Origin of the sequence: Bradyrhizobium sp. IC3195 (assembly GCF_020193585.1) — a bacterium.
GTDB classification, from domain to species: domain Bacteria; phylum Pseudomonadota; class Alphaproteobacteria; order Rhizobiales; family Xanthobacteraceae; genus Bradyrhizobium; species Bradyrhizobium yuanmingense.
The window spans coordinates 333251-354931 of record NZ_JADYVG010000005.1; the positions used below are offsets into that span (position 1 = coordinate 333251).

Consider the following 21681-nt stretch of genomic DNA (forward strand, 5'->3'; position numbering starts at 1 on the left):
GCGATGAGTGACGAGACGAAAGCAAAGGTCGGACGCCGCGATTTCCTGCGCAAGGTCGGCTTGGGTACCGCCGGTGCCGGCGCGGCGCTTGCAACACCGTTGGTCGGGTCCGCCCAGGCCGACAGTGAAACCAACGATGAGAAGCGCAAGGCGCGCTACAAGGAATCCGATCACGTGAAGACGTTCTACCGCGTCAATCGTTATCCGGCCTGAGAGGGAGGCTGCCCGTGCTTATCAAGCGAACACACCAGCGTTCCGATCGCCGCGGTTCCGTCGCCGAATCCCTTGCGGGACAGGGCGGGGGACTTGATCGCCGCACGTTCCTGCGCAAGTCCGGCCTGGCCGGCGGCGCGCTCGCCGCGCTCGGGGCCATGCCGGTCGGCAACGTGCGAAAGGCGGAGGCGGCCGCCGCCGGCCCGCTCGCGGCCGGCGCCACCGTCAAGAAGAGCATCTGCACGCATTGTGCCGTGGGCTGCACGGTGACGGCGGAAGTCCTCAACGGAGTCTGGATCGGGCAGGAACCGAGCTGGGATTCGCCGATCAACCGTGGCTCGCATTGCGCCAAGGGCGCCTCGGTGCGCGAGCTCGTGCACAGCGATCGCCGCCTGCGCTATCCGATGAAGCTGGTGAACGGGCAGTGGACGCGCGTGTCGTGGGACACGGCGGTGAACGAGATCGGCGACAAGCTGCTGCAGGTTCGCGAGAAGTCGGGCAGCGATTCGGTCTATTGGCTCGGCTCGGCCAAGATGACCAACGAAGGAGCCTACCTGTTCCGCAAGTTGGGCGCGTTCTGGGGCACCAACAACACCGATCACCAGGCGCGGATCTGCCACTCCACCACCGTCACCGGCGTCGCCAATACCTGGGGCTACGGCGCGATGACGAACAGCATCAACGACATGCGCAACTCCAAGACGATGCTGTTCATCGGCAGCAACGCGGCGGAAGCGCATCCGGTCAGCATGCAGCACCTGCTCGAATCCAAGGAGCTCAACAAGGCGAATTTCATCGTCTTCGATCCGCGCCTGACCCGCACCGCGGCACATGCCACCGAATATGTCCGCATCCGTCCCGGCACCGACATTCCCGTGCTCTACGGCATGATGTGGCACATCCTGAAGAACGGCTGGGAGGACAAGGAATTCATCGCCCAGCGCGTCTACGGCTTCGACGACCTGCGCAAGGAGGTCGAGAAATGGAATCCGCAGGAGGTCGAGCGCGTCACCGGTGTGCCCGCCGCGCAGCTCGAGCGCGTCGCCAAGACGTTCGCGACGGTCAAGCCCGCGACCATCATCTGGTGCATGGGCCAGACCCAGCACACGGTCGGCACCGCCAACGTGCGGGCGAGCTGCATCGCGCTGCTGATGACGGGCAACGTCGGCAAGGCCGGGGCCGGCGCCAACATCCTGCGCGGCCATGACAACGTGCAGGGCGCGACCGATGTCGGCCTCGATATCGTGACGTTGCCGTTCTATTACGGCCTCGCGGAGGGCGCCTGGAAGCACTGGTCCCGGGTCTGGGAGGTCGACTACGACTATCTCGTCTCGCGCTTCGACGAGAAGAAGCAGATGGAGACGCCAGGCATCCCGCTGACGCGCTGGTTCGATGCGGCACTGTTGCCGAAGGCCGACGTCGCACAGAAGGACAACGTCAAGGCCGTGTTCGTGCAAGGCCACGCCAGCAACAGCATCACGCGCATTCCCGAATCGCTGAAGGGCCTGAAGGCGCTGGAGCTGCTGGTGATCGCCGATCCGCACCCGACCACCTGGGCGTCTCTGGCGATCGAGGCCGGGCGCAAGGACGGCGTCTATATCCTGCCCGTGGCGACGCAGTTCGAATGCGCGGGATCGCGCGTCGCCTCCAACCGCTCGATGCAATGGGGCGAGCAGATCGTCAAGCCGATCTTCGAATCCAAGGACGACCTCGAGATCATCTATCTGCTGGCGAAGAAGTTCGGCTTCGCCGACAAGATGTTCAAGAACATCAAGGTCGAGAACAACCTTCCGGTCCCCGAGGACGTGCTGCGCGAGATCAACCGTGGAAGCTGGTCGACCGGTTATTGCGGCCAGTCGCCGGAGCGCATCAAGGCGCACATGAAGAACCAGCACAAGTTCGACCTGGTGACGATGCGCGCCCCCAAGGACGATCCGGAAGTCGGCGGCGATTATTACGGCCTGCCTTGGCCGTGCTGGGGCTCGCCCGAGGTGAAGCATCCCGGCTCGCCGCTGCTCTACAACAACAATCTGCACGTCATGGACGGCGGCGGCGCATTCCGTCCGCGCTTCGGCATCGAGCGCGAGGAGAAGCTGCCCGACGGCACGACGCGCAAGGTCAGCCTGCTCGCCGACAAGTCCTTCTCCAAGGGATCGGAGATCGAGGACGGCTATCCCGAGTTCACGCTGGCGAGCCTGAAGAAGCTCGGTTGGGACAAGGATCTCACCGAGGCCGAGATGGCGACCATCCAGCGGGTCAACCCGGCCAATCCGGATGCGGTGTCCTGGGCGCTCGACCTCTCCGGCGGCATCCAGCGCGTCGCGCTGAAGCATGGCTGCGTGCCCTTCGGCAACGGCAAGGCGCGCATGAATGCGTTCGGTCTACCGGATCCAATCCCGGTGCACCGCGAGCCGATCTACACGCCGCGCGTCGACCTCGTCGAGAAGTATCCGACCTTGCCCGATGCCAAGCAGTTCCGTCTGCCCAACATCGGCTTCTCGGTGCAGAAGGCGGCGGTGGAGAAGGGGATCGCCAAGCAGTTCCCGCTGATCCTCTCCTCCGGACGTCTTGTCGAATACGAAGGCGGCGGCGAGGAAACCCGCACCAATCCGTGGCTCGCCGAATTGCAACAGGACATGTTCATCGAGATCAGCCCGGCTGATGCCGCCGATCGCGGCATCAAGGACGGCGGCTGGGTCTGGGTGAGCGGCGCTGAGAACAACTCGCGGGCCAAGATGAAGGCGATGGTGACCGAACGCGTCGGCAAGGGCGTCGCCTGGATGCCGTTCCATTTCGGCGGCTGGCTCGGCGGTAACGACCTGCGCAAGAACTATCCTGCCGGCACCGATCCGATCGTGCTGGGCGAGAGCGCCAACACGATCACGAGCTACGGCTACGATCCTGCAACCGGCATGCAGGAGCCGAAGGTCACGCTTTGTCAGATCGTCGCAGCCTGAGAGGAGCACGCACATGGCTCGGATGAAATTTCTCTGCGACGCTGATCGCTGCATCGAGTGCAACGCCTGCGTCACCGCCTGCAAGAACGAGCACGAGGTGCCCTGGGGCATCAACCGGCGGCGTGTCGTCACCATCAACGACGGCAAGCCGGGTGAGCGCTCGATCTCGATGGCCTGCATGCACTGCACGGACGCGCCCTGCGCGGCGGTGTGTCCGGTGAACTGCTTCTACACCACGGCCGATGCCGTGGTGCTGCACTCCAAGGACCTCTGCATCGGCTGCGGCTATTGCTTCTACGCCTGTCCGTTCGGCGCGCCGCAATATCCAAAGGTCGGAAACTTCGGCTCGCGGGGCAAGATGGACAAGTGCACCTATTGCGCCGGCGGCCCGGAGGCTGACGGCAGCAAGGAGGAATACGCGAAATACGGTGCGAACCGGCTGGCCGAAGGCAAGCTGCCGCTCTGCGCGGAAATGTGCTCGACCAAATCCTTGCTTGCGGGCGACGGCGAGATCATCGCGCAGATCTACAAGGAGCGCGTCATGAAGCGCGGCTATGGCTCGGGTGCATGGGGCTGGAAGACCGCTTATCGCGAGGCGATCGAGTCCTGAAGTGGCAACAGAAGGGCGCGCAAATACCGGGGAGGACGTGATGGCGTCATTTGGAAGGTTCATTCGCCTGGCGTTCGGCGTTTGCACGCTGCTTCTCTTGGCGATGGCGGCGCCTGCGAGTGCTCAGCAGGTCAATCCGACTGCAAGCTCGGTCAAGGAGCAGCAGCTTCTGCAGGAGCTGAACCGGATTCAAGGGCGTGTCAGCATTCCGGATCAGCGGTCCGGCGTTCTCGAGCAGCCGCAGGGGCGGGAATGGCGGGAATTCCGCATGGTGACGCTGCCCTGGATCGGCGGCGTTGCCATCATCGGCATGATCGCCCTGATCATGATCTTCTATCTCACCCGCGGCATGGTTCGGCTGGAAAGCGGCCACTCGGGCCGCACCATCGTGCGCTTCAACGGTTTCGAACGTTTCGTGCACTGGATGACGGCAACCTGCTTCATCATCCTGGCGATCTCCGGCCTCAACGTCACCTTTGGCCGGCAACTGCTATTGCCGCTGATCGGTTTCGAGGCCTTTTCCGAATGGTCGCAATGGGCCAAATACGCCCACAATTATCTGAGCTTCCCGTTCACGCTGGGGGTCGTGCTGATCTTCCTGATGTGGATCGGCGGCAATATCCCCAATAAGGTGGATATCGAATGGGCCAAGCGGGGTGGCGGCCTGATCGGGCATGACCATCCACCGGCCAATCGCTTCAATGGCGGCCAGAAGATGATCTACTGGATCGTCGTGATCGGTGGTGGGCTCGTCGCGGCGAGCGGCTATGCGCTGATGTTCCCGTTCTACGGCACGGGTATCGAAAGCATGCAGATGGCCCAGATCGTCCACTCCATTGTGGCGGTCCTGTTCGTCGCGGCGATGATCGGGCACATCTATATCGGCACTATCGGCATGGAAGGTGCGTTCGCGGCCATGGGCTCGGGCGAAGTCGACGTCAACTGGGCGCGCGAGCACCACAGCCTCTGGCTCGACGAGCAGATGGCGCGAACGGGACCGAACGATGGGCAGCGGCAACCTGCGACCGCAGCGGCCGAATAAAGCGAGCCTGCCGGCCTACCGCAGCTCTTTCGCAAACAAGACGGAGCGGTCCTGCAGCTCCTGCTCGGGAAGCTTGTCGGCCCGTCCCGTCTGCATATCTTGAATGGACGCCATGCCGGGCTGACCGAAATGAGGCACTGGATGCGGCCTGAACACGCTATTGGCCGCACCGGCGAGAAGCATGGCTGCGATTAGCGAGAGCATGAGGAGTTTCATGCGCGTCTCCGTCTGCCATCTCCACCCGGCACGATGAATACATCGGGATCGTCGAATCGGATGTGAGCGGCTTCACAGCAACGGGTTCCAGTTGCGTGGGTCGAGCTCCCCCTGACGACCGTCAACTTCGGCGTCAAACTGGATATCTGCTTGCCAATGCGAGCGCCCATCCCGCATCGGCGCGGTGATCCCGCTGACGCCGAATTCCTCCATCAGGCCCGCCATTTGGCTCGCATTCCGTCGGCTCGTCAGGGGGCAGGCCGAAACTGGTCCGGCTCTTGCTCTTGCCAGTATGAGAAATTTTGATAAACGTCATACTGTAAGGGCGAGCGAATGGAACGAGCAGCGATGCGGACTTTGCGGGCGGTCGAGCCCGGAACGGTGGCGCTGCTTGGCGGGCTCGTCGCCGCCAACATCGCCGCATGGGCCTGGGCCTTCACGCTGTTCGGCGACCGGCCGACGGTGATGGCGACGGCCTTGCTAGCCTGGGTGTTCGGCCTGCGTCATGCCGTCGATGCCGATCACATTGCCGCGATCGACAACGTCGTGCGCAAGCTGATGCACGGCGGCGAGACGCCGCGCAGCGTCGGCCTCTATTTCGCGCTCGGCCATTCCACCGTCGTCGTGGTGGCGACCATGCTGCTGGCACTGGGCGTCGTGAGCCTCGGCGGCGACAGTCTGCTCAAGGAGATCGGCGGTCTCATCGGCACCTCAGTCTCGGCCCTGTTCCTGCTTGCGGTTGCCGCGATCAACCTCGTCATTTTCGTCGGCCTGTGGCGGACGTTTCGCGCGGCGCGGGAGCAGGGCGTTCACGATGCTGCGCAACTCGATGCGCTGCTTGCCAGCCGCGGTATTCTGGCCCGGCTGCTCGGCCCGATGTTCCGCCTGGTGACGAAGCCCTGGCACATGTATCCGCTCGGCTTCCTGTTCGGCCTCGGCTTCGACACCGCGACGGAGATCAGCCTGCTCAGCATCTCCGCCAGCGAAGCCGCGCGCGGCGCCTCGCTCGCCGATGTGCTGGTTTTCCCCGCGCTGTTCGCTGCAGGCATGGCGCTGGTCGACACTGCCGATTCCGCGCTGATGGTGAGCGCCTATCGCTGGGCCTTCGTCGATCCCTTGCGCAAGCTCTGGTACAATCTCACGATCACCGGCGCCTCCGTCGCGGTTGCACTGTTCATCGGCGGGATCGAAGCGCTCGGCCTGATCGGCGAGCGGCTCGGTCTCTCCGGCGGCGCATGGGTGCTGGTCGAGGACCTCAACGAGTCGCTTGCCAATGTCGGCTTTGTCGTGATCGCGCTGTTTGCGGTCGCATGGCTCGTCTCGGTCGTGCTCTATCGCCGCATGTTCGGGAACGAGCCTCGCCGCGCCGGCACGAAAGTTTTGGAATGCACCGATGCGACCGAGGCGGCCTGAGCACGATCGTCACGGCGGCGTGTTGACGGCACTCTCGGTCCTGGCGCTGCTCGCGGATGACGGCCGCGCCCTCGCACAGAGCAATGACACCTCACGCGAACTGCCGCCGGTCGAGGTCAGTGGCGGCGCCACGCCCGGGCGCAAGATGACGGCCGCATCGCGCCGTGCCGCCAGATCGCCCGCGGCCGGCCGCCGCATCTTCGTGTCTCCCGCGACGACGCAGGCGTCCGATCCGCGCAGTGCCGGCTCGGGTGCAAGGGCCGCAGCCGGCATGGCCAGCGAGATCACCGTCTCCGGCGACGAGATCAACGCGCGCCCTTTCACACGGCCGGGCGAGGCGCTCGAAGCCGTGCCCGGTCTGATCGTGACGCAGCATTCCGGCGAGGGCAAAGCCAACCAGTATTTCCTGCGCGGTTACAATCTCGACCACGGCACCGATTTGGCGATCATCGTCGACGGCGTCCCCGTCAACATGCGCACCCACGCGCATGGTCAGGGCTATGCCGATCTCAACTGGCTGATCCCGGAAACCATCGCCGCAATGGACGTGCGCAAGGGACCTTACTTCGCCGACGAAGGCGACTTCGCCTCGGTCGGAAGCGTTCACATCGGCCTGATCGACAGCACAAGGCGGCTGGCGCAGGTGAGCGCCGGCAGCTTCGGTTACCGCCGTCTGCTCGGCATGGATTCCGCGAAAGTTGGCGACGGTTCGCTGCTGGTGGCCGGCGAGATCGGGACCTACGACGGCCCGTGGGACAATCCGGACAAATTGCGAAAGCTCAACGGCCTCGTGCGCTACAGCCAGGGCACCGCGACCGACGGCATGTCGCTCACCGGCATGGCCTACGTCAACAAATGGAATTCGACCGACCAGGTGCCGCAGCGCGCCATCACCAGCGGCCTGCTCGGCCGTTATGGTTCGGAAGATCCGAGCGACGGCGGCCACGCCAACCGCTTTGCGCTGTCCGGGCGCATCGCGCAGACCGACGACGTCGGTTCATGGAAAGCCAACGCCTATCTGGTGAAGAGCCAACTCGACCTCTTCAATAATTTCACTTACTTCCTTGACGATCCCGTGCTCGGCGACCAGTTCCACCAGCACGACGACCGCTTGATGGCGGGCGCCAATGTCTCGCGCACGCTGGACGGCTCCTTGGCCGGCCTGCCGATGCAGACCACCTTCGGTCTGCAATCGCGTTATGATGCGATCGACCTCGCGCTCACCAATACGTTCCGTCGCGGCTTCATCGGCAATATCCGCAGCGACAAGGTCGGCGAGGGCAGCGTCGGGGTCTTTGCCGAAAACACGGTGCGCTGGACCGACTGGCTCAGGACGACGTTGGGCTGGCGCGGCGATTATTACGCCGCCGACGTCATCTCTCTGTTCAACGCCGCAAATTCCGGTCGCGCCGATGCCGCGCTCGGCAGCCCGAAATTCAGGATGGTGCTTGGTCCGTTCAATCATACGGAATTCTTCCTCGGCGCCGGCTACGGCATGCACTCGAACGATGCCCGCGGTGCGACCACGACGGAGGATCCCACCGATCCCGCGACAAGGCTCACGCCGTCGCCGCTCCTGGTGCGCACCAGAGGCGCGGAGGTCGGGGTTCGCAGCAGGATCGTTCCCGGCCTCGAGAGCTCTCTCAGCCTCTTCATCCTGGACCAGGATTCCGAGATCCTGTTCTCCGGCGATGCCGGCGATACCTCGGCAACCCGCGCCAGCCGCCGCTACGGCTTCGAGTGGACCAACCATTACCGGCCGCGGTCCTGGATCGACATCGATGTGGATCTTGCAATGACGCATGCGCGCTTCCGTGGCCATGACGGCGAGCAGGCCGCGGTCTATGCCTCGCTCGCCGGCTATCCCGAGGCGCAAATCGGCAATGCGCCCGGCAACTACATTCCCAACGCCCCGGCGATGGTGGCATCGGCCGGAATAACGCTTGGCGAAAAGACGGGGTGGTTCGGCAGCGCGCGCTGGCGCTATATCGGCGCGAGCCCGTTGACCGAGGACAATGCGTTCCGCTCGCGGCCGACCGGCATCGCCAACGCGCGGCTCGGCTACCGCAGCGAGAACGGCTGGCGCATCCAGTTCGACGTGCTCAACCTGTTCAACAGCAAGGCGAACCAGATCACCTATGCCTATGGCTCGCTGTTGAAGACCGACACGCTCTACAATCTCTGCGCCGCCAATGCCGCACCGGCCGCAGTCTGCGGGAACGGCGTGATGGACTATGTGCTGCACCCGGTCGAGCCGATGGCGTTTCGGGTCACTGTGGCCGGAACGTTTTAGGCCTGTTGCGCGAGCACACTGGGCTAGCCTGTCAAAGGATTTGCCTTCACGGTTGCTCGGACATCGTCAGGCGGCCGCGTGCTGGAGGGCGCGTCCTGCGCGCGGCGATGGCCGGCACGAGCGTGGGCGATTCCCCGGCGAGACGGAGCGCAAAATAGGCGATGGTCGCTTGAAGGCCGTCCTTCAATGCCACCCTCGGACGCCATCCCAGGATCTTCTCGGCGGCGTCGATCACAGGCTTGCGCCGCTTGGGATCGTCCTTGGGCAGGGGCTCGAAGCGCAGCGGGGATGCAGATTCGGTGCATGCCAGCACCTCACGGGCGATGGCCTCGATCGTGACCTCGTGCGGATTGCCGAGATTGCACGGACCGCTGACCGAGGCGGGGCTCTCCATCAGGAGCTGAAGCCCCCGCACGAGATCGTCAACGAAGCAGAAGCTGCGGGTTTGCGTGCCCTGGCCGTAGATCGTGATCGGCTCGCCACGCAGCGCCTGCACGATGAAGTTGGACACGACGCGGCCGTCATTCTCGAGCATGCGCGGGCCGTAGGTGTTGAAGATGCGCGCGACTTTGATCTCGGTCCCGTGCATCCGCCGATAGTCGAACATCAGCGTCTCCGCGGCCCGCTTGCCTTCGTCGTAACAGGCCCGCGGCCCGACGGGATTGACGTTGCCGAGATAGGATTCCGGCTGCGGATGCACCTCCGGGTCGCCGTAGACCTCGCTGGTGGAGGCTTGAAGAATCCGGGAGCCCTTCTGCCGCGCCAGTTCGAGCAGGTTGATCGAGCCGAGCACGCAGGTCTTCATCGTTCCGACCGGATCGACTTGATAATGGCGGGGCGAGGCCGGGCAGGCGAGGCTGTAGATCCGGTCGATCTCGCCCTCGATCTCGATGGAATCGCGCACGTCATGCTCGATGAAGCGGAAGTTCGGATGGTTGAGCAGGGGCCGGACGTTGTCGGTGGTCCCCGTGAACAAATTGTCCAGGCAGATCACGATGCTGCCGCGTTGCAGGAGCGCGTCGCAGAGATGCGATCCGATGAAGCCGGCGCCGCCGGCGACCAGGACCGTCGGCGAGCGGCGGGACGCGTGGATGCGGGTCTGGAGCGTCATGACGTGGCCTTTCAGAGTTGGGCGACCTGCATAGGGCGAACGACGGGGAGTGGCGCCGTCTTGCGGCGGCGCCGCGCGGCTGCCTCGGCGTAATAGGTCTCCAGCTGCCGTGCGCGATGGTCGGGCGTGTGATCGGCGAGAACCCGCCGCCGCGCGTTGTGGGCGATCGTGCGCCGTTGCTCTTCCGGCATGTCGCGCAGGATCTCGACGACCTCGCGCGGGCTGGCTGCCAGCAGGATTTCCTTCGAGGGCGCGAAGATCGTCTCGATCCCGGGCCACCGGTCCGAGATCACGGGCGTGCCGCAGGCGGCGGCCTCGAACAGCCGGACGCTGGGGGAGAAGCCCAGCGCCTTCATGTCGGCGCGGGTGGCGTTCAGCGTGAAACGCTGCGCCGCGTAGAACTCCGGGTGCTGCTTCGGCGAGAGGTGCTCGATCCGGGCGACGTTGGCGGGCCAGGCGATATTGTCCGGATATTGCGCGCCGGCGACGACGAATTGATCGCTCGGCAGCGTGCGCGCCGGTGCCAGCAGCAGCTCCTCGAGAACGGGCTGCCGGTCCTCGCTGTAGGTCCCGAGATAGCCGAGCGCCCATTTCGGCGGCGCCTGCTTCGGCGCGTAGATCTCCGCGTCTGCGCTGCAGTAAAGCACACGCGCGAGCGGACTGCCGTAGCTCTGCTCGATCAGGCCGGGCACCGGTCCGCCGGTGAACGACAGATAGAGATCGAAGCGCGGGATCATTGCCGCCGAGAGATAGTCGAGGCCTTGCTCGAGCCGCGCCAGAGTGACTGGCGTGTCGATGTCGTAGAACGCGGTGATGCCCCTCGCGTGCGTCGTGGTCCATTCGGCGAGCGCGATCCCGTCAGGAACATAAGAGCCGATGATCACCAGATCGGCATCGCGGATCAGCTTGCCGAACTGGCGCGGAACATCTTTCGAAGAATGGTACAATTCGACAGTCCAGGCAGAGGGCTTGGTCAGGTCGCGGTGATCCCGATACCAGGGCACGTCCCGCTCCAGGAACGTGACGCGGTGACCCCGTCGCGCCAGCGCTTCGATCAGGGCGCGGTAGGTCGTGGCATGACCGTTGCCCCAGGACGAAGTGACCGAAAGACCGATGACGACGATGGAGAGGTTCATTCTGCTGCCTCGATTCGGGAGCTGTGGGCGACGAAGAGATCGTTGAACTGGCGGGCGCGCTGCCGGTAAGTGTGCTGGCTGAGGATGCGTGCGCGGGCGCGGCGGGCGATAGACCGGGCCCGCTCGGGATCGAGCGCGGTGAGGTGCTCGGCCACCTCGGCTCCGTCGGCGGCCACCAGCACCTCGCGGCCGGGTTCGAGGAAATGATCGATGCCGGCCCACTCGTCGGTGATCAGGCACGCGCCGGCGCCGATCGCTTCGAACACCCGCGTCGGCGGTGAGAAGCCATAGCGCGCCATGCTGTCGCGATTGACGTTGAGCGTGGCGAGCGCGGAGCCGAAGAACGCGTTGTGATCGGCGGTGCCGACATGGCCGACCTTGCGCAGATTGGCGGAGGCGTCCTTGTCGTCCCAGCCGGAGCCGCCGAGCACGAAAGACTTTTCGGGCAGATGGCGTGCAACGTCGAGGAAGAAATGCTCGACGCGCGTCTCGCGGTCGGGCAGGCGGTTCGCCAGCAGGCTGAGATCGCAGGCAAAGCGCGGATTGGGCGGTGACGGAAAATGCGTGGAGGGATCGAGTGCGTTGTAGATCGGCACGCAGTCCCGCGCGCCCACCGATCGATACGCGGAGACGACGGGTTCGCCGCCGCCATAGGTCAGGACCATGTCGTAGTATGGGATCGCGCGACGCAGATGATGCTGCGGATCGCTTTCCATCGCCTCGAGCGTGGCGGGAGCATCGACGTCCCAATAGATCCGCGTCAGCCGTGAGGGCAGCGCGGCGACGGCGTTCTCCAGCTCGAGATCAAAGACGCCGACGCCGCTGGCCTTGACCAGCATGTCGGCCGATTGTGCGGCTGTGTCGAGCGAGCGGCGCCAGCCGTCCGCGGTCGCGGGATACACGACCACTTTGGCCCAATCCGGCTCGTCGATGTCGCGATGCGACTGGCGGTCGAACGCGTCGGGCTCGTAGAAGGTGACCTCGTGGCCGAGCGCCGCGATCTCCTTCAGCATGCCGCGATAGTAGGTGGCGGCGCCGTTCCAGTAGGACGAGACGAGGCTGGATCCGAAGAAGCAGATCTTCATGCGACGGCTCCGATGTCGTGCTGAGGCCGTGCCGAACGGCTGGAATCCCTGAGGTCGGTGACGATGTCGATGAGCTGCTCGGCGCGGTGGCGGCAGGTATGACGATCCTGGATGACCTTCAGGCCGGTCGCCACCATCGCGGCAGAGAATTCCGGATCGTCGATGACGGTGCGAAGCGCATGCTTCATCTGCGCGCCGTCGGCAACGCTGAGATAGGCGCCCTCGGGGAAGAGACCTTCCGTATCCGACCAGGGTGCCGAGACCAGGGGAATGCCGCAGGCCAGCGCCTCGAACACGCGGATGGTCGGGATGCCCGGCAGCAGGGCGACGTAAGGCCCGCGCGGCACGTGAATGGTTGCGCGCGCGCCGGCGAAGGCGACGGGGGCCCAGTGCGCCGGCAGCCAGCCGCCATAGCGGATGCCTGCGCTCCTGATGGTGCGGAGCGCATCATCCGAATAGCGCACGCCATGGACGCTGGCGCGGAGCTTCAGCTCCGCCACGGGCTCGACCAGGAACTCGTTCAGCTCGGCGCTGCGCTCGCCGTCGCCCCAATTGCCGACCCAGACCAGATCGTCGGTCCGCTCGACCTGGGGCAACGGGTGATACAGCGCAACGTCCGCTGCCTCGTGCCATGTGAAGACCCGGTCTGCCCAGCCGAGCTTCAGATAGATCTGCCGAAGCACCTCGCCGAAGGCGAGCACGCCGTCGAATCCGTCGAGATCGAATTGCGCAAGCTCGTCGGGCGCGCTGACCGCACGGTGATGGGTATCGTGAAAGAGCAGGGTGAAGGACCCGCCTTGCATCCGCCTGCGCCCGATCTGCGCGATGAGATCGGGCGAATTCCATTCATGCACGATGACGAGATCCGCGCCATCAAGCGCCCGCTCGAGATCGAGGCTGGTGTCGTAGCGGCGGATGTCGATGCCGGGGAAGAGGGCGGGAATGTCCTCCATCGCATGACTCCCTCCTTCGCGGATGGCGTTCAGGCGGCTCCAGCCGTCGATGGGCTCGAACACGACGACCTCGTGCCCGAGCGCATGGAGCTCGCGCGCATAGCCCCGCAGGAAATGCGCGTTGCCGTTGTTCCAGCAGGAGGTGAAGGCATGATAGAACAGGACGCATTTCATGCGCGCACCTCGATTTGGCTGGCCGCGGCGCTCGTCCGGCGCGATGCGATCAGGTCCCGGTAGAGACCAAGATAGGCGCTCGTCATGCGCGTCAGCGAATAGGTCAGGGATTGCTCATAGGCGGCCCGCTGCAGCTTTGCGCGGCCCATCTCGTCAGCGCAAAGATCTGCCAGAGCCCGGTGCAGCGCCTCGCTGTCGGCGGGATCGACGAACAAGGCGGCGCCGCGCCACAATTCCCTGAAGGTCGGGATGTCAGAGAGGACCAGCGCGCAGCCGGCGGCGGCGGCTTCCAGCACCGAGAGACCGAACGGTTCATAGAGTGCGGGGCTGACGAAGATCGCTGCATGCTGCAGGCGTGTCTCCAGCGCCGCGTGCGGCAGCTCTCCGAGCCAGGTGATACCCGCTGGCAGGCGTGCTTCGATAGGACCGGCCACCTCGACCGGCCAATCCAGCCCAGGCGCGGCGGCGGCGAGCGCTTCGATGTTCTTGGCTCGGTCCCACAGCCGTCCTGCCGCGAAAATCAGGTCCTGCTTTCGCCCAGACGGGGCGCGTGGCGAAATTCCGTTCCAGATCACCGCGCCGCGCGATTGCGGCTGGTAGATCGCCGTGATGTCGTCGTGGAAGGCCCGGCTCGGACAGACCCAGGCCTGCGCCGCGTCGAGCGCAGCGGCGACCCGCTCGCTGTAGCGGCGCCATCTGGGCTCGCCAAGCCAGGCCGTATCGCGGCAGGCGAGTGCCCACGAATTTACGCAGGAATGCGCCACCAGCACTGTCGGGGCCTGCCAGGCAAAGGTCGCCTCGCGGAAGCTGTTGAGATGCACAACGTCGGGCATCAATCTGGCTTCCAGGTTTGCAAGCACGCGCCTTGCGTCGGAAACGTTTTGGCCCTCCGGGTCCTGCCATTCGAGTGCGAGGTCCGTGTCGACCAGGTGCACGCTGGTCTCACGCAGCATCTGACGCTGATCGACCCGTGCCCGCGGGCCCAGCGTCACCAGCGTGACGTCGGCACCGGACGCAGCGAGACTCGTGGCAAGCGCGCAGGAATAGGTCCACACGCCGCCAACCGTGTCAGTCGTCATCATGATCCTGATGTCGGCGCCACGGTTCATGAGGCCACCTGGAGTTCGAGGCTGTCGAGCGGGACCGGGCGATCGTTCTGCACGTCGCTGAACTGGTCGAACATCGCGAGATAGTGCCGGTGTGCGCGCTCCCAGGCGACGTCGTCGGGCTCGCCCCAGAGCCTGCGGTAGTCGGGAGAGCCGGGATAGGGATAGAGCGGCACGGGATCGTTGGCCCAGACGCCGGCATCCTGCATGGTGCGGCGCCAGCGCTGCACCACGGGATCGTCGTCCTCGGGCACCTCGATCAAATTGGCCTGCACGAAGGGGACGTGGCGGCGAGCTTCGACCAGCCGGTCGGCGAGCTGATCCGTCGTCATCTTGCAATTCTTGGCGAGGGCCGCGCGCCCTTCCACGGTGAGGCTCTCGATGCCGGCTTCGATCGAGACGCAGCCGGCGCGCCCGAGCAGGGCGAGCATGTCGGGCTTCCAGAGGTCGATCCGCGTCTGCACGCCGAACTTCAGCCCGCGCGTCGTCAAGCCTTCCAAAAGTTCGCGATTGGGAAGAAAGATCTCGTCGATGAAATAGACGTACTCGATGCCATGGCGGCGCAGACGATCGATCTCGTCGAGAATGACGGCGGGCGGCCGCTTGCGATAGGCGTTGCGGAAATTCTCCTTGGCGCAGAACGTGCAGTTGTAGGGGCAGCCGCGCGAGGCCTCCACCTCGGCTCCCGGTGCGGTCGGCGCGGCCTCGAAGCGGTGATGATGGTGATGGTGACGCCGGATCATATCCTCCGGCCAGTCGAGCGCGGGCTGGTCGCTGAACGCGACCGCCTGGGGCCCGCCATTGACCCGGAGCGAAGCACCGTCGGCGAAGCACAGGCCGGGAAAGTCTCGCTCGCCATTGGCGAGACGCAGCAGGGACGCCTCGCACTCGCCCATCACGACGATATCGACGCCAAGCTTCCTCAGGGCGGTCTTCGGCGTACTCGAACCATGCGGGCCGACCGCGATCAGGGTCGGCGCAAGGTCCCGCACCGCGATGGCGAGTTGCTGCGGCACGCGCAGCTCGGGCGGCGCGCAGCGCCAGAACAGATAGGTCGGTGCGGTGGTGAAGACGATCTGGCCGGGACGAAAGGCGCGCAGCTCGGCCTCGATGTCGCGGAGGGAGAGATCGAACATATGCGCATCGAGCAGCAACGTGTCGTGGCCGGCCGCCTTCAGATAGTGCTGGGAGATGCCGAGCTCGAGCGGCAGGTGAGGCGAGCGGCAGCCGAAATAGATGCTGCCCGAAAAGTCCCAGTTCGGATTGATGAGGGCTACCCGCGTCATGCCAGGGCCTCGCTTCTATTCTGTGATCCGAAGCGGCTGTCGAGCCAGGTGTGGAGCGAGCGCAGGCCATCGGCGAGGAGCATTTGCGGCGTCCAGCCGAGCGCGGTGGCGAGCGCCCGCGTGTCGGTCACGTACCAGGGCTGATCGCCCGGTCGCCAGTCTGCAAAGCGATAGCTGACCTTGCGGCCCGTCAGCTCGGTGATGCGGTCGATCAACTCGAGCAGGCTGATCGCATTCGCCGGACCGCCGCCGAGATTGAAGACGCGCCCGCGCGCCAGCGCGATGTGGTCGAGCGCCGCGAGCCAGGCGCTCACCGCGTCCGACACGTGCAGCGCGTCGCGGACCTGCTTGCCGTCGCCATAGATCGTCAGCGGATTGCCGCTTATGGCGCTGAGCAGGAAGTGTGCGATCCAGCCCTGGTCCTCGGTGCCGAACTGCCGCGGCCCGTAGATGCAGCTCATGCGCATCACCACGGCCTGCAGCCCGAACACCCGGGCATAATCGTGGACGTATTGATCGGCGGTGCCCTTGGAGCAACCATAGGGGCTGTAGAAATCGAGCGGGGCGTTCTCCGAAATGCCGCCGGCGAGCAGATCGTTGACCGGCGTGTAGCGACTGCCGGTGAGCGCGATCTCGCTGTCCTCGATCAGGCGCCCGTAGACCTTGTTGGTCGAGGCGAAGATCACTGGCGCTGAGGCGTTGTGCAGGCGGACGGCTTCGAGCACGTTCAGCGTGCCACGGGCGTTGATCTCGAAATCGGCCGAGGGATCGCTGACGCTGTCGGTGACGGCGACCTGGGCCGCGAGGTGCAGCACGGCGCGTGCCTCGCGCACGGCGTCGATCACCGGAATGGGGTCGCGGATATCGGCCACCGTGATCGCGACGCGCTCGCCATGCCGGGATTTCAGCCATTGCGCGTTCTCGCGCACGCCGGCGCGGGCGAGATTGTCCAGCACCAGCACGCGGTCGCCGCGTTCGGCGAGACGGTCGGCGAGATTGCAGCCGATGAAGCCGCAGCCGCCGGTGACCAGGACAGGTCTGTTGTCTTGTTCACTCATCACGCGACCAACCCTCGTTGCAGCAGCTCACGGGTCGCCCGCTCCGCCTGATCGTCGGCGATCTGGTCGGCGAGGTACCCGGCGAGCTCTTCGAGCCCGTCCTTGAACGCGACATGCGGCTCGAAGCCGAGCAGGTCGCGTGATTTGCCGATGTCGGCGAAGCAGTGCCGGATGTCGCCAGCACGGTATTTCCGTGTGATCTCGGCAGCGATCTCGCACCGTCCCATCACCTGGGCAAGATCCTCGGCTACCGACAGAATGGTGCGGCTCTGGCCCGAGCCGACGTTGAAGACGTCCTGGGCGTGGTCGGATTCGAGCGCCATGCGGCAGGCGCGGGCGACATCGTGCACGTGGACGAAGTCGCGCCGCTGCAGGCCGTCTTCGAAGACGAGCGGCGGCCGGCCATTGAGCAGCCGCGCGGCGAAGATGGCCAGCACCCCGGTATAGGGATTCGACAGCGCTTGCCGCGGACCGAACACGTTGAAGAAGCGCAAGCCGACCGTCGGAATGCCGTAGGCCTTGCCCGTGATCAGGCACATCCGCTCCTGCGCATATTTGTTCAGCGCGTAGATCGAGCTCAAAGACGGCTGCTTGGTCTCAGGCGTAGGCACGGGATCGAGCGCATGGCCTGCATGATCCCGCAGTTCCCACTCTCCTTGGCGAAGCTGCCCGATCGGTCGTTCGTCGCAAGCCACGACGTTGCCGACGGCATCACGATACAGGCCCTCGCCGTAGATGCTCATCGAGGACGCCACAACCAGCCGTGCGACCGGTCGCTTCGCCAGCGCCTGCAGCAGCACGGCGGTGCCGAGCTCGTTCGTCCTGACATAGGGCTCGATGTCGTACATGCTCTGGCCGACGCCGACGGCGGAGGCGAGATGCAGGACCATGTCGGCGCCGCGCAAGGCCTGTTCGACGGCGACGCTGTCCGTGACGTCGCCGACCACGAGCTCGGCATCGTCCGCGAGATAAGCGGGCCGCTGACGGTTGCCGCCATGGACCTGCGGAGAGAGATTGTCGAGAAGGCGGACCTCATAGCCAGCCGCAAGCAGCACGTCGGCCGTATGCGAACCGATGAATCCCGCGCCTCCGGTAATCAATACTCGCGTCATTCACCGCTCCGTGCCGCATGGGACCGATCCGTTCGGGACCAGCCGATGATGAGAGTTGAAGCGCGCCTTTGCTTGGTCGGGCGACCTGCGCGCCAGTCACGTCTGGGAGTTAGAAGCGGTGCAAGGAATGTTCGTTCCTGCGAAACCTACAAACGAAAATTTCTCTAACCTGGATCAATAACCCAAGTGAATCCCAGCTAGAATCCCGGCTAGAAATGCGCGCCATGAAGTGGCGCCGGCAGGTCGAGATGTCTTGCAACCGTCGCGCCGATGTCGGCAAAGCCGGCGCGTCGGCCGATCGGAGCCGTTGACTGCGCGGTCCACGCCAGGATCGGGACCTGCTCGCGCGTATGATCGGTGCCGCTCCAGGTCGGATCGCAGCCATGATCGGCGGTGATGATGAGGAGATCGTCGCTTCGCAGCCGGCTCAGCAGCTCGGGGAGGCGGGCGTCGAAAGCTTCGAGCGCCGCTGCGTAGCCGGCGACGTCGCGGCGGTGGCCGTAGAGCGTGTCGAAATCGATGAAGTTGGCGAACAAAAGCCCGCCTTCTGCAAGGCCTCCAAGCCCATCGAGCGTGGCATCGAACAGCGCTGCATTGCCGTCGCCGCGCAGGTTTCTCCCGGTGCCGCGATGAGCGAAGATGTCGTCGATCTTGCCGATCGTGACGATGTCGCGGCCGGCAGTTTCTGCAAGGTCGAGGATGGTTCGCTCGGGCGGCGGAACCGAGAAATCGCGCCGGTGCGAGCTGCGCTTGAAATTGCCTGCGTCCGTTCCGACGAACGGACGCGCGATGACGCGGCCGATGTTCAGGGGATCGACCAGCCGTCTCGCGATCGTGCAAACGTCGTAAAGCCGCTCAAGCCCGAACGTCTCCTCGTGCGCCGCGATCTGGAACACGCTGTCGGCCGAGGTGTAGCAGATCGGCTCGCCGCTGCGCATGTGGCGCTCGCCGAATTCGGCGATGATGTCGGTGCCGGAGGCGTGGCAGTTGCCGAGGATGCCGGGCAGTCCGGCTTGTTCGCACAGCTTTGTTACGAGATCGCGCGGGAAGCAGGGCTGGATCTTTGGAAAATAGCCCCAGTCGAACGCGACAGGCACGCCGGCGATCTCCCAATGGCCGGATGGCGTGTCCTTGCCCCTCGATATCTCGCTGGCGCATCCATGGCGCGCACCCTGAACCCGGCCGTCGAGCCCGGGCGGGACGCGCCCCGTCGCAAGGCGGCAGGCCTCGCCGAGGCCGAGCACCACGAGATTTGGCAGGCACAGCGGCCCCTCCCGCTGCGGACTATTGGCACGCCCGGCCATGCATGCATCCGCAATGTGGCCGATGGTGTCGGCACCTTCGTCGCCGTAATTGGCGGCGTCGGGCGCGGCGCCGATTCCGACGGAATCCATCACCAGGATCAGGGCACGCATGTCGGCTCCCTGATCGGCGGGGAGACGCCACTAGAGGAGGCGAGACCGGTCTTCGTGCAATAGCGCTCGACCATCTGCGCGCAGAAATCGGCGAACTCGTTCACGTCGAGCGGCGGGCTGGTGTGATGCGGTTCGAGACCGCGGTGCTCCGGCGTGAAGCAGAACGTCACAGTGATCTCGAACTCGGCCAGCGCATCCATCTGGCGGTCGAACCAGTCCAGTGCGTTGGGGCGGAAGCTGTCGGCCCATGACAGGCCGGTCCGCAAGTGCCGCACGCCGAACCGTCGCATCCAGCGCACGGCATCATCGAGACGATGGTCCTCGAAATGAAACCACTGGCAGAGGCCCATGTCGGCGGCGTATTGGCCGAACAGCTCCGCCGCGGCTTTCGGCGTTCCATCCTCGCGCAGCAGGCCCATGTGGAAATGCCGGTAATAGGAGGACCCCTCGGCCTCCTTGTGCCGCGTGGTCGCCTCCCAGGCCGAAGGGAGATCATAGAGGCTGTACCAGTGGATGCGCGGCGCGCGGCCGATCAGAAGGTCGGCGGTGCGCGACAGGCCCCAGGCTTGCACCTCCTCGGCGCCGAACGAGGAGACGCCGACCTCGGTCACCCAGACCGGGAGCGAGGTGACGGCCTTGATCTCCTCGATCTTGGCCGGCCATTCTCCGATCTGCCATAAATTCCAGTCGAGCGGAAAGCCGTGCACGGCGACGGCGTCGACGTGGTCGAGCACGCCGCGCGCCTGCATGCTGCGCATGAAGGACGGGTCGATCGGCGAAATGCCGCCGAGCACGCGCGGCAAGGTCGGATGCGCGCTGCGCATAGCCTTTCCCGCCGCGAGGGCAAGATTCGCGAACATCGCCCAGTCCGGGTCGATCAGCAGGTCCCAATGCGACTTGTTGTTGGGCTCGTTCCAGATCTTGGCAGCCTCGATCATCGGCTCGCCTCCCGTGACGGATAAACCGGCCCGTCGACCTGCGGCCGCGTCGTGCGCTTGCACAGATAGACCTCCTCTTCCGGATGGGCCGCGATGGCAAAGCCGGCGCTGCGCAGCATGGCCTCGACGCAGGCGCGATTGGGCACCCACCAATTGGTGGGGTCGTCGGCATATTTGTGCTCGATGAAGTGCAGCTTCGGGTAGCCGGAGGAATCGAACTGATCGGTAGTCCAGAAGTCGTAATTCTTCTCGATCGCATCGACCCGGCTGTCGCCGCGCAGCATCGACTGAAACAGGAGGAGATCGCCAGCGACGTGCTCATGGATCAGGTCCAGCGCCAGCAGCGGGTGTCGCAGATGATAGAGCACGCCCATGAAGATCACGAGGTCGAACTTTTCGCGCAGCTGCCCGACATCATAGGCCGACATCTTGCGGAATTCGATCCTGAGCCCGTTCACCTCGGCCGCGAAGCGGGCCTGGGCCAGATATTCTTCGTCGGTGTCGAGGCCGAGCACGCGTTCGGCGCCGCGCCGCTTCATCTCCATTGCGTAGAAGCCGGCATTGCAGCCGATATCGAGCACGGTCTTGCCTTCGAGCCGGTCCGGAATGATGCCGGAGAAGCGCTGCCACTTCACATTGGGGTAGTCGCCGAGAAAGTGCGACGGCGCTGTCGGCACGCCCTTGAGGTCGAGATTGTGAAACCATGGCCCCAGCGCATCGACGCGCTGGCGGATTTCCTCGCGGGAGAGGGCGCCTCTGGTCATGCAATCGCTCCGTTATTCATTGAGACCGGCCGGGCCCCGTCCGATGAGGCGCGGGTCCGCGACTTGGAACGGCCCTCGACGCCCTCGGCGAGCAGGGCCATTGCCGTGCGATAGCCGTCGATGGTGCCGACATCGACGTAGGATTCGCCGGCCTTGACCCCGATGCCGTTGCCGCCGGCCGAAAGGTACGCATTGACCAGCGTCCCGAAATATTCGTCGCGGCGTTCGCGTGCGTGCCACAGCGCCTGGAGCTGGCGGAAGCCGTGGGCCGACATCTTGAAAGCACCCCAGATCCAGCGCGAGGCTGCATTCGGCTGCTTGACCTGGATCTCCGTCACCTGCTCGCCGTCCAGCACCACCGCATCGAAGAATTCGGGGTGCTCGACCGGGAACAGCAGGAACGAGAGGTCTGCCTCGGGCAGGGATTGCAGGGCCGCCTTGGGAAACCACACCGTGTCGGGCAAGCCGACCATGACGTCTTCGTGCCGCCCGACGACGGTGCTTGCCCTGAACACCGCGTCGCACAGGCCGGAGGCTTCGGGCTGCACCACATAGGCGAGCTCGGCGCTGCCGTAATGGTCGCCGAAATATTCGAGGATGTCGGACTTGCCGGGCGAGATCACGAAGCAGATCTTGTCCGCGCCGCCGAGGATGAGGCGCTCCAGCAGATATTCGGAGACCGCGCAGGGACGGTCGGTACCGTCGTCATGCCGGCTGCCGACCGGCAGCAATTCCTTCGAGAACGCAAGCGGCTGGATACGGCTGCCGCGGCCCGCGGCCGGAACGATGCCCCACATGA

Annotated in this window: 20 protein-coding genes; 6 read left to right on the forward strand and 14 right to left on the reverse strand. The window is 65.2% G+C overall.

Annotated elements, in window-relative coordinates:
• The first annotated feature begins 3 nt into the window (after window positions 1-3).
• From I6F09_RS14180 to I6F09_RS14195, 4 genes are read left to right on the forward strand one after another with little or no spacing between them, the layout of a single operon-like run.
• Window positions 4-213, forward strand: coding sequence for a twin-arginine translocation signal domain-containing protein (locus tag I6F09_RS14180; protein WP_036005112.1), 210 nt, complete (start codon window positions 4-6; stop codon window positions 211-213).
• 14 nt (window positions 214-227) lie between these two features.
• Window positions 228-3170: a formate dehydrogenase subunit alpha gene (locus I6F09_RS14185; RefSeq protein WP_225188317.1), complete on the forward strand. Its 2943-nt coding sequence runs from the start codon at window positions 228-230 to the stop codon at window positions 3168-3170.
• A 13-nt stretch (window positions 3171-3183) separates the two neighbouring features.
• Window positions 3184-3780, forward strand: a complete 597-nt coding sequence (gene fdh3B, locus I6F09_RS14190; RefSeq protein ID WP_036005105.1) for a formate dehydrogenase FDH3 subunit beta — start codon at window positions 3184-3186, stop codon at window positions 3778-3780.
• 40 nt (window positions 3781-3820) lie between these two features.
• Window positions 3821-4822, forward strand: a complete 1002-nt coding sequence (locus I6F09_RS14195) for a formate dehydrogenase subunit gamma (protein ID WP_036023646.1) — start codon at window positions 3821-3823, stop codon at window positions 4820-4822.
• A 15-nt stretch (window positions 4823-4837) separates the two neighbouring features.
• Here the strand turns inward: I6F09_RS14195 and I6F09_RS14200 are convergent, their stop codons facing one another.
• Together I6F09_RS14200 and I6F09_RS14205 are read right to left on the reverse strand one after the other, a co-directional pair.
• Window positions 4838-5038: a hypothetical protein gene (locus I6F09_RS14200; RefSeq protein ID WP_036023649.1), complete on the reverse strand. Its 201-nt coding sequence runs from the start codon at window positions 5036-5038 to the stop codon at window positions 4838-4840.
• A gap of 72 nt (window positions 5039-5110) precedes the next feature.
• Window positions 5111-5263, reverse strand: coding sequence for a hypothetical protein (locus tag I6F09_RS14205; protein WP_225188318.1), 153 nt, complete (start codon window positions 5261-5263; stop codon window positions 5111-5113).
• A 108-nt stretch (window positions 5264-5371) separates the two neighbouring features.
• Between I6F09_RS14205 and I6F09_RS14210 the strand changes: the two genes are divergently transcribed.
• Together I6F09_RS14210 and I6F09_RS14215 are read left to right on the forward strand one after the other, a co-directional pair.
• The gene (locus I6F09_RS14210; RefSeq protein ID WP_225188319.1) at window positions 5372-6451 is read left to right on the forward strand and encodes a HoxN/HupN/NixA family nickel/cobalt transporter; all 1080 of its coding nucleotides are present in this window, start codon (window positions 5372-5374) and stop codon (window positions 6449-6451) included.
• Window positions 6432-8744: a TonB-dependent receptor gene (locus I6F09_RS14215; protein WP_225188320.1), complete on the forward strand. Its 2313-nt coding sequence runs from the start codon at window positions 6432-6434 to the stop codon at window positions 8742-8744. Before I6F09_RS14210 ends, I6F09_RS14215 begins: the two co-directional genes overlap by 20 nt.
• A 46-nt stretch (window positions 8745-8790) precedes the next feature.
• Here I6F09_RS14215 and I6F09_RS14220 read toward each other — a convergent pair whose 3' ends face one another.
• The 12 genes from I6F09_RS14220 to I6F09_RS14275 all read right to left on the reverse strand — a co-directional run bounded on the left by I6F09_RS14220 (window position 8791) and on the right by I6F09_RS14275 (window position 21679).
• Entirely contained in the window at window positions 8791-9855 is a 1065-nt protein-coding gene (locus I6F09_RS14220; protein ID WP_225188321.1) for a UDP-glucuronic acid decarboxylase family protein, read from the reverse strand.
• 11 nt (window positions 9856-9866) lie between these two features.
• A complete protein-coding gene (locus I6F09_RS14225) occupies window positions 9867-10991 on the reverse strand; it encodes a glycosyltransferase (RefSeq protein ID WP_225188322.1) in 1125 nt (374 codons plus the stop codon).
• Complete coding sequence (locus I6F09_RS14230) at window positions 10988-12076, reverse strand: glycosyltransferase (RefSeq protein ID WP_225133620.1); 1089 nt, start codon at window positions 12074-12076, stop codon at window positions 10988-10990. Before I6F09_RS14230 ends, I6F09_RS14225 begins: the two co-directional genes overlap by 4 nt.
• The gene (locus tag I6F09_RS14235) at window positions 12073-13203 is read right to left on the reverse strand and encodes a glycosyltransferase (RefSeq protein ID WP_225188323.1); all 1131 of its coding nucleotides are present in this window, start codon (window positions 13201-13203) and stop codon (window positions 12073-12075) included. Before I6F09_RS14235 ends, I6F09_RS14230 begins: the two co-directional genes overlap by 4 nt.
• Entirely contained in the window at window positions 13200-14312 is a 1113-nt protein-coding gene (locus I6F09_RS14240; RefSeq protein ID WP_225188324.1) for a glycosyltransferase family 4 protein, read from the reverse strand. The genes I6F09_RS14235 and I6F09_RS14240 overlap by 4 nt, the downstream gene beginning before the upstream one ends.
• Entirely contained in the window at window positions 14309-15595 is a 1287-nt protein-coding gene (locus I6F09_RS14245; RefSeq protein ID WP_225188325.1) for a TIGR04295 family B12-binding domain-containing radical SAM protein, read from the reverse strand. Before I6F09_RS14245 ends, I6F09_RS14240 begins: the two co-directional genes overlap by 4 nt.
• Window positions 15592-16653, reverse strand: a complete 1062-nt coding sequence (locus I6F09_RS14250) for an SDR family NAD(P)-dependent oxidoreductase (RefSeq protein ID WP_225188326.1) — start codon at window positions 16651-16653, stop codon at window positions 15592-15594. The genes I6F09_RS14245 and I6F09_RS14250 overlap by 4 nt, the downstream gene beginning before the upstream one ends.
• A complete protein-coding gene (locus I6F09_RS14255; protein ID WP_036023669.1) occupies window positions 16653-17765 on the reverse strand; it encodes an NAD-dependent epimerase/dehydratase family protein in 1113 nt (370 codons plus the stop codon). The genes I6F09_RS14250 and I6F09_RS14255 overlap by 1 nt, the downstream gene beginning before the upstream one ends.
• A 209-nt stretch (window positions 17766-17974) precedes the next feature.
• A complete protein-coding gene (locus I6F09_RS14260; RefSeq protein WP_225128989.1) occupies window positions 17975-19180 on the reverse strand; it encodes a phosphopentomutase in 1206 nt (401 codons plus the stop codon).
• Window positions 19168-20118 carry a beta-xylosidase gene (locus tag I6F09_RS14265; protein WP_225149760.1) on the reverse strand — a complete coding sequence of 317 codons (951 nt, stop codon included), beginning with the start codon at window positions 20116-20118 and terminating at the stop codon, window positions 19168-19170. The genes I6F09_RS14260 and I6F09_RS14265 overlap by 13 nt, the downstream gene beginning before the upstream one ends.
• On the reverse strand, window positions 20115-20882 hold the full coding sequence (locus I6F09_RS14270) for a TIGR04290 family methyltransferase (RefSeq protein WP_074448197.1): 768 nt from the start codon (window positions 20880-20882) through the stop codon (window positions 20115-20117). Before I6F09_RS14270 ends, I6F09_RS14265 begins: the two co-directional genes overlap by 4 nt.
• Window positions 20879-21679, reverse strand: coding sequence for a nucleotidyltransferase family protein (locus I6F09_RS14275; RefSeq protein WP_036023674.1), 801 nt, complete (start codon window positions 21677-21679; stop codon window positions 20879-20881). The genes I6F09_RS14270 and I6F09_RS14275 overlap by 4 nt, the downstream gene beginning before the upstream one ends.
• Between the last annotated feature and the right edge of the window lie 2 nt (window positions 21680-21681).

Coding starts and splice junctions, on each gene's coding strand:
- I6F09_RS14245 (WP_225188325.1), bottom strand. CDS start 15,595: ATGACGCGGGTAGCCCTCATCAATCCGAACTGGGACTTTTCGGGCAGC.
- I6F09_RS14195 (WP_036023646.1), top strand. CDS start 3,821: ATGGCGTCATTTGGAAGGTTCATTCGCCTGGCGTTCGGCGTTTGCACG.
- I6F09_RS14230 (WP_225133620.1), bottom strand. CDS start 12,076: ATGAAGATCTGCTTCTTCGGATCCAGCCTCGTCTCGTCCTACTGGAAC.
- I6F09_RS14275 (WP_036023674.1), bottom strand. CDS start 21,679: ATGTGGGGCATCGTTCCGGCCGCGGGCCGCGGCAGCCGTATCCAGCCG.
- I6F09_RS14270 (WP_074448197.1), bottom strand. CDS start 20,882: ATGACCAGAGGCGCCCTCTCCCGCGAGGAAATCCGCCAGCGCGTCGAT.
- I6F09_RS14200 (WP_036023649.1), bottom strand. CDS start 5,038: ATGAAACTCCTCATGCTCTCGCTAATCGCAGCCATGCTTCTCGCCGGT.
- fdh3B (WP_036005105.1), top strand. CDS start 3,184: ATGGCTCGGATGAAATTTCTCTGCGACGCTGATCGCTGCATCGAGTGC.
- I6F09_RS14260 (WP_225128989.1), bottom strand. CDS start 19,180: ATGCGTGCCCTGATCCTGGTGATGGATTCCGTCGGAATCGGCGCCGCG.
- I6F09_RS14215 (WP_225188320.1), top strand. CDS start 6,432: ATGCGACCGAGGCGGCCTGAGCACGATCGTCACGGCGGCGTGTTGACG.
- I6F09_RS14180 (WP_036005112.1), top strand. CDS start 4: ATGAGTGACGAGACGAAAGCAAAGGTCGGACGCCGCGATTTCCTGCGC.
- I6F09_RS14240 (WP_225188324.1), bottom strand. CDS start 14,312: ATGAACCGTGGCGCCGACATCAGGATCATGATGACGACTGACACGGTT.
- I6F09_RS14210 (WP_225188319.1), top strand. CDS start 5,372: ATGGAACGAGCAGCGATGCGGACTTTGCGGGCGGTCGAGCCCGGAACG.
- I6F09_RS14255 (WP_036023669.1), bottom strand. CDS start 17,765: ATGACGCGAGTATTGATTACCGGAGGCGCGGGATTCATCGGTTCGCAT.
- I6F09_RS14265 (WP_225149760.1), bottom strand. CDS start 20,118: ATGATCGAGGCTGCCAAGATCTGGAACGAGCCCAACAACAAGTCGCAT.
- I6F09_RS14225 (WP_225188322.1), bottom strand. CDS start 10,991: ATGAACCTCTCCATCGTCGTCATCGGTCTTTCGGTCACTTCGTCCTGG.
- I6F09_RS14235 (WP_225188323.1), bottom strand. CDS start 13,203: ATGAAATGCGTCCTGTTCTATCATGCCTTCACCTCCTGCTGGAACAAC.
- I6F09_RS14220 (WP_225188321.1), bottom strand. CDS start 9,855: ATGACGCTCCAGACCCGCATCCACGCGTCCCGCCGCTCGCCGACGGTC.
- I6F09_RS14205 (WP_225188318.1), bottom strand. CDS start 5,263: ATGGCGGGCCTGATGGAGGAATTCGGCGTCAGCGGGATCACCGCGCCG.
- I6F09_RS14250 (WP_225188326.1), bottom strand. CDS start 16,653: ATGAGTGAACAAGACAACAGACCTGTCCTGGTCACCGGCGGCTGCGGC.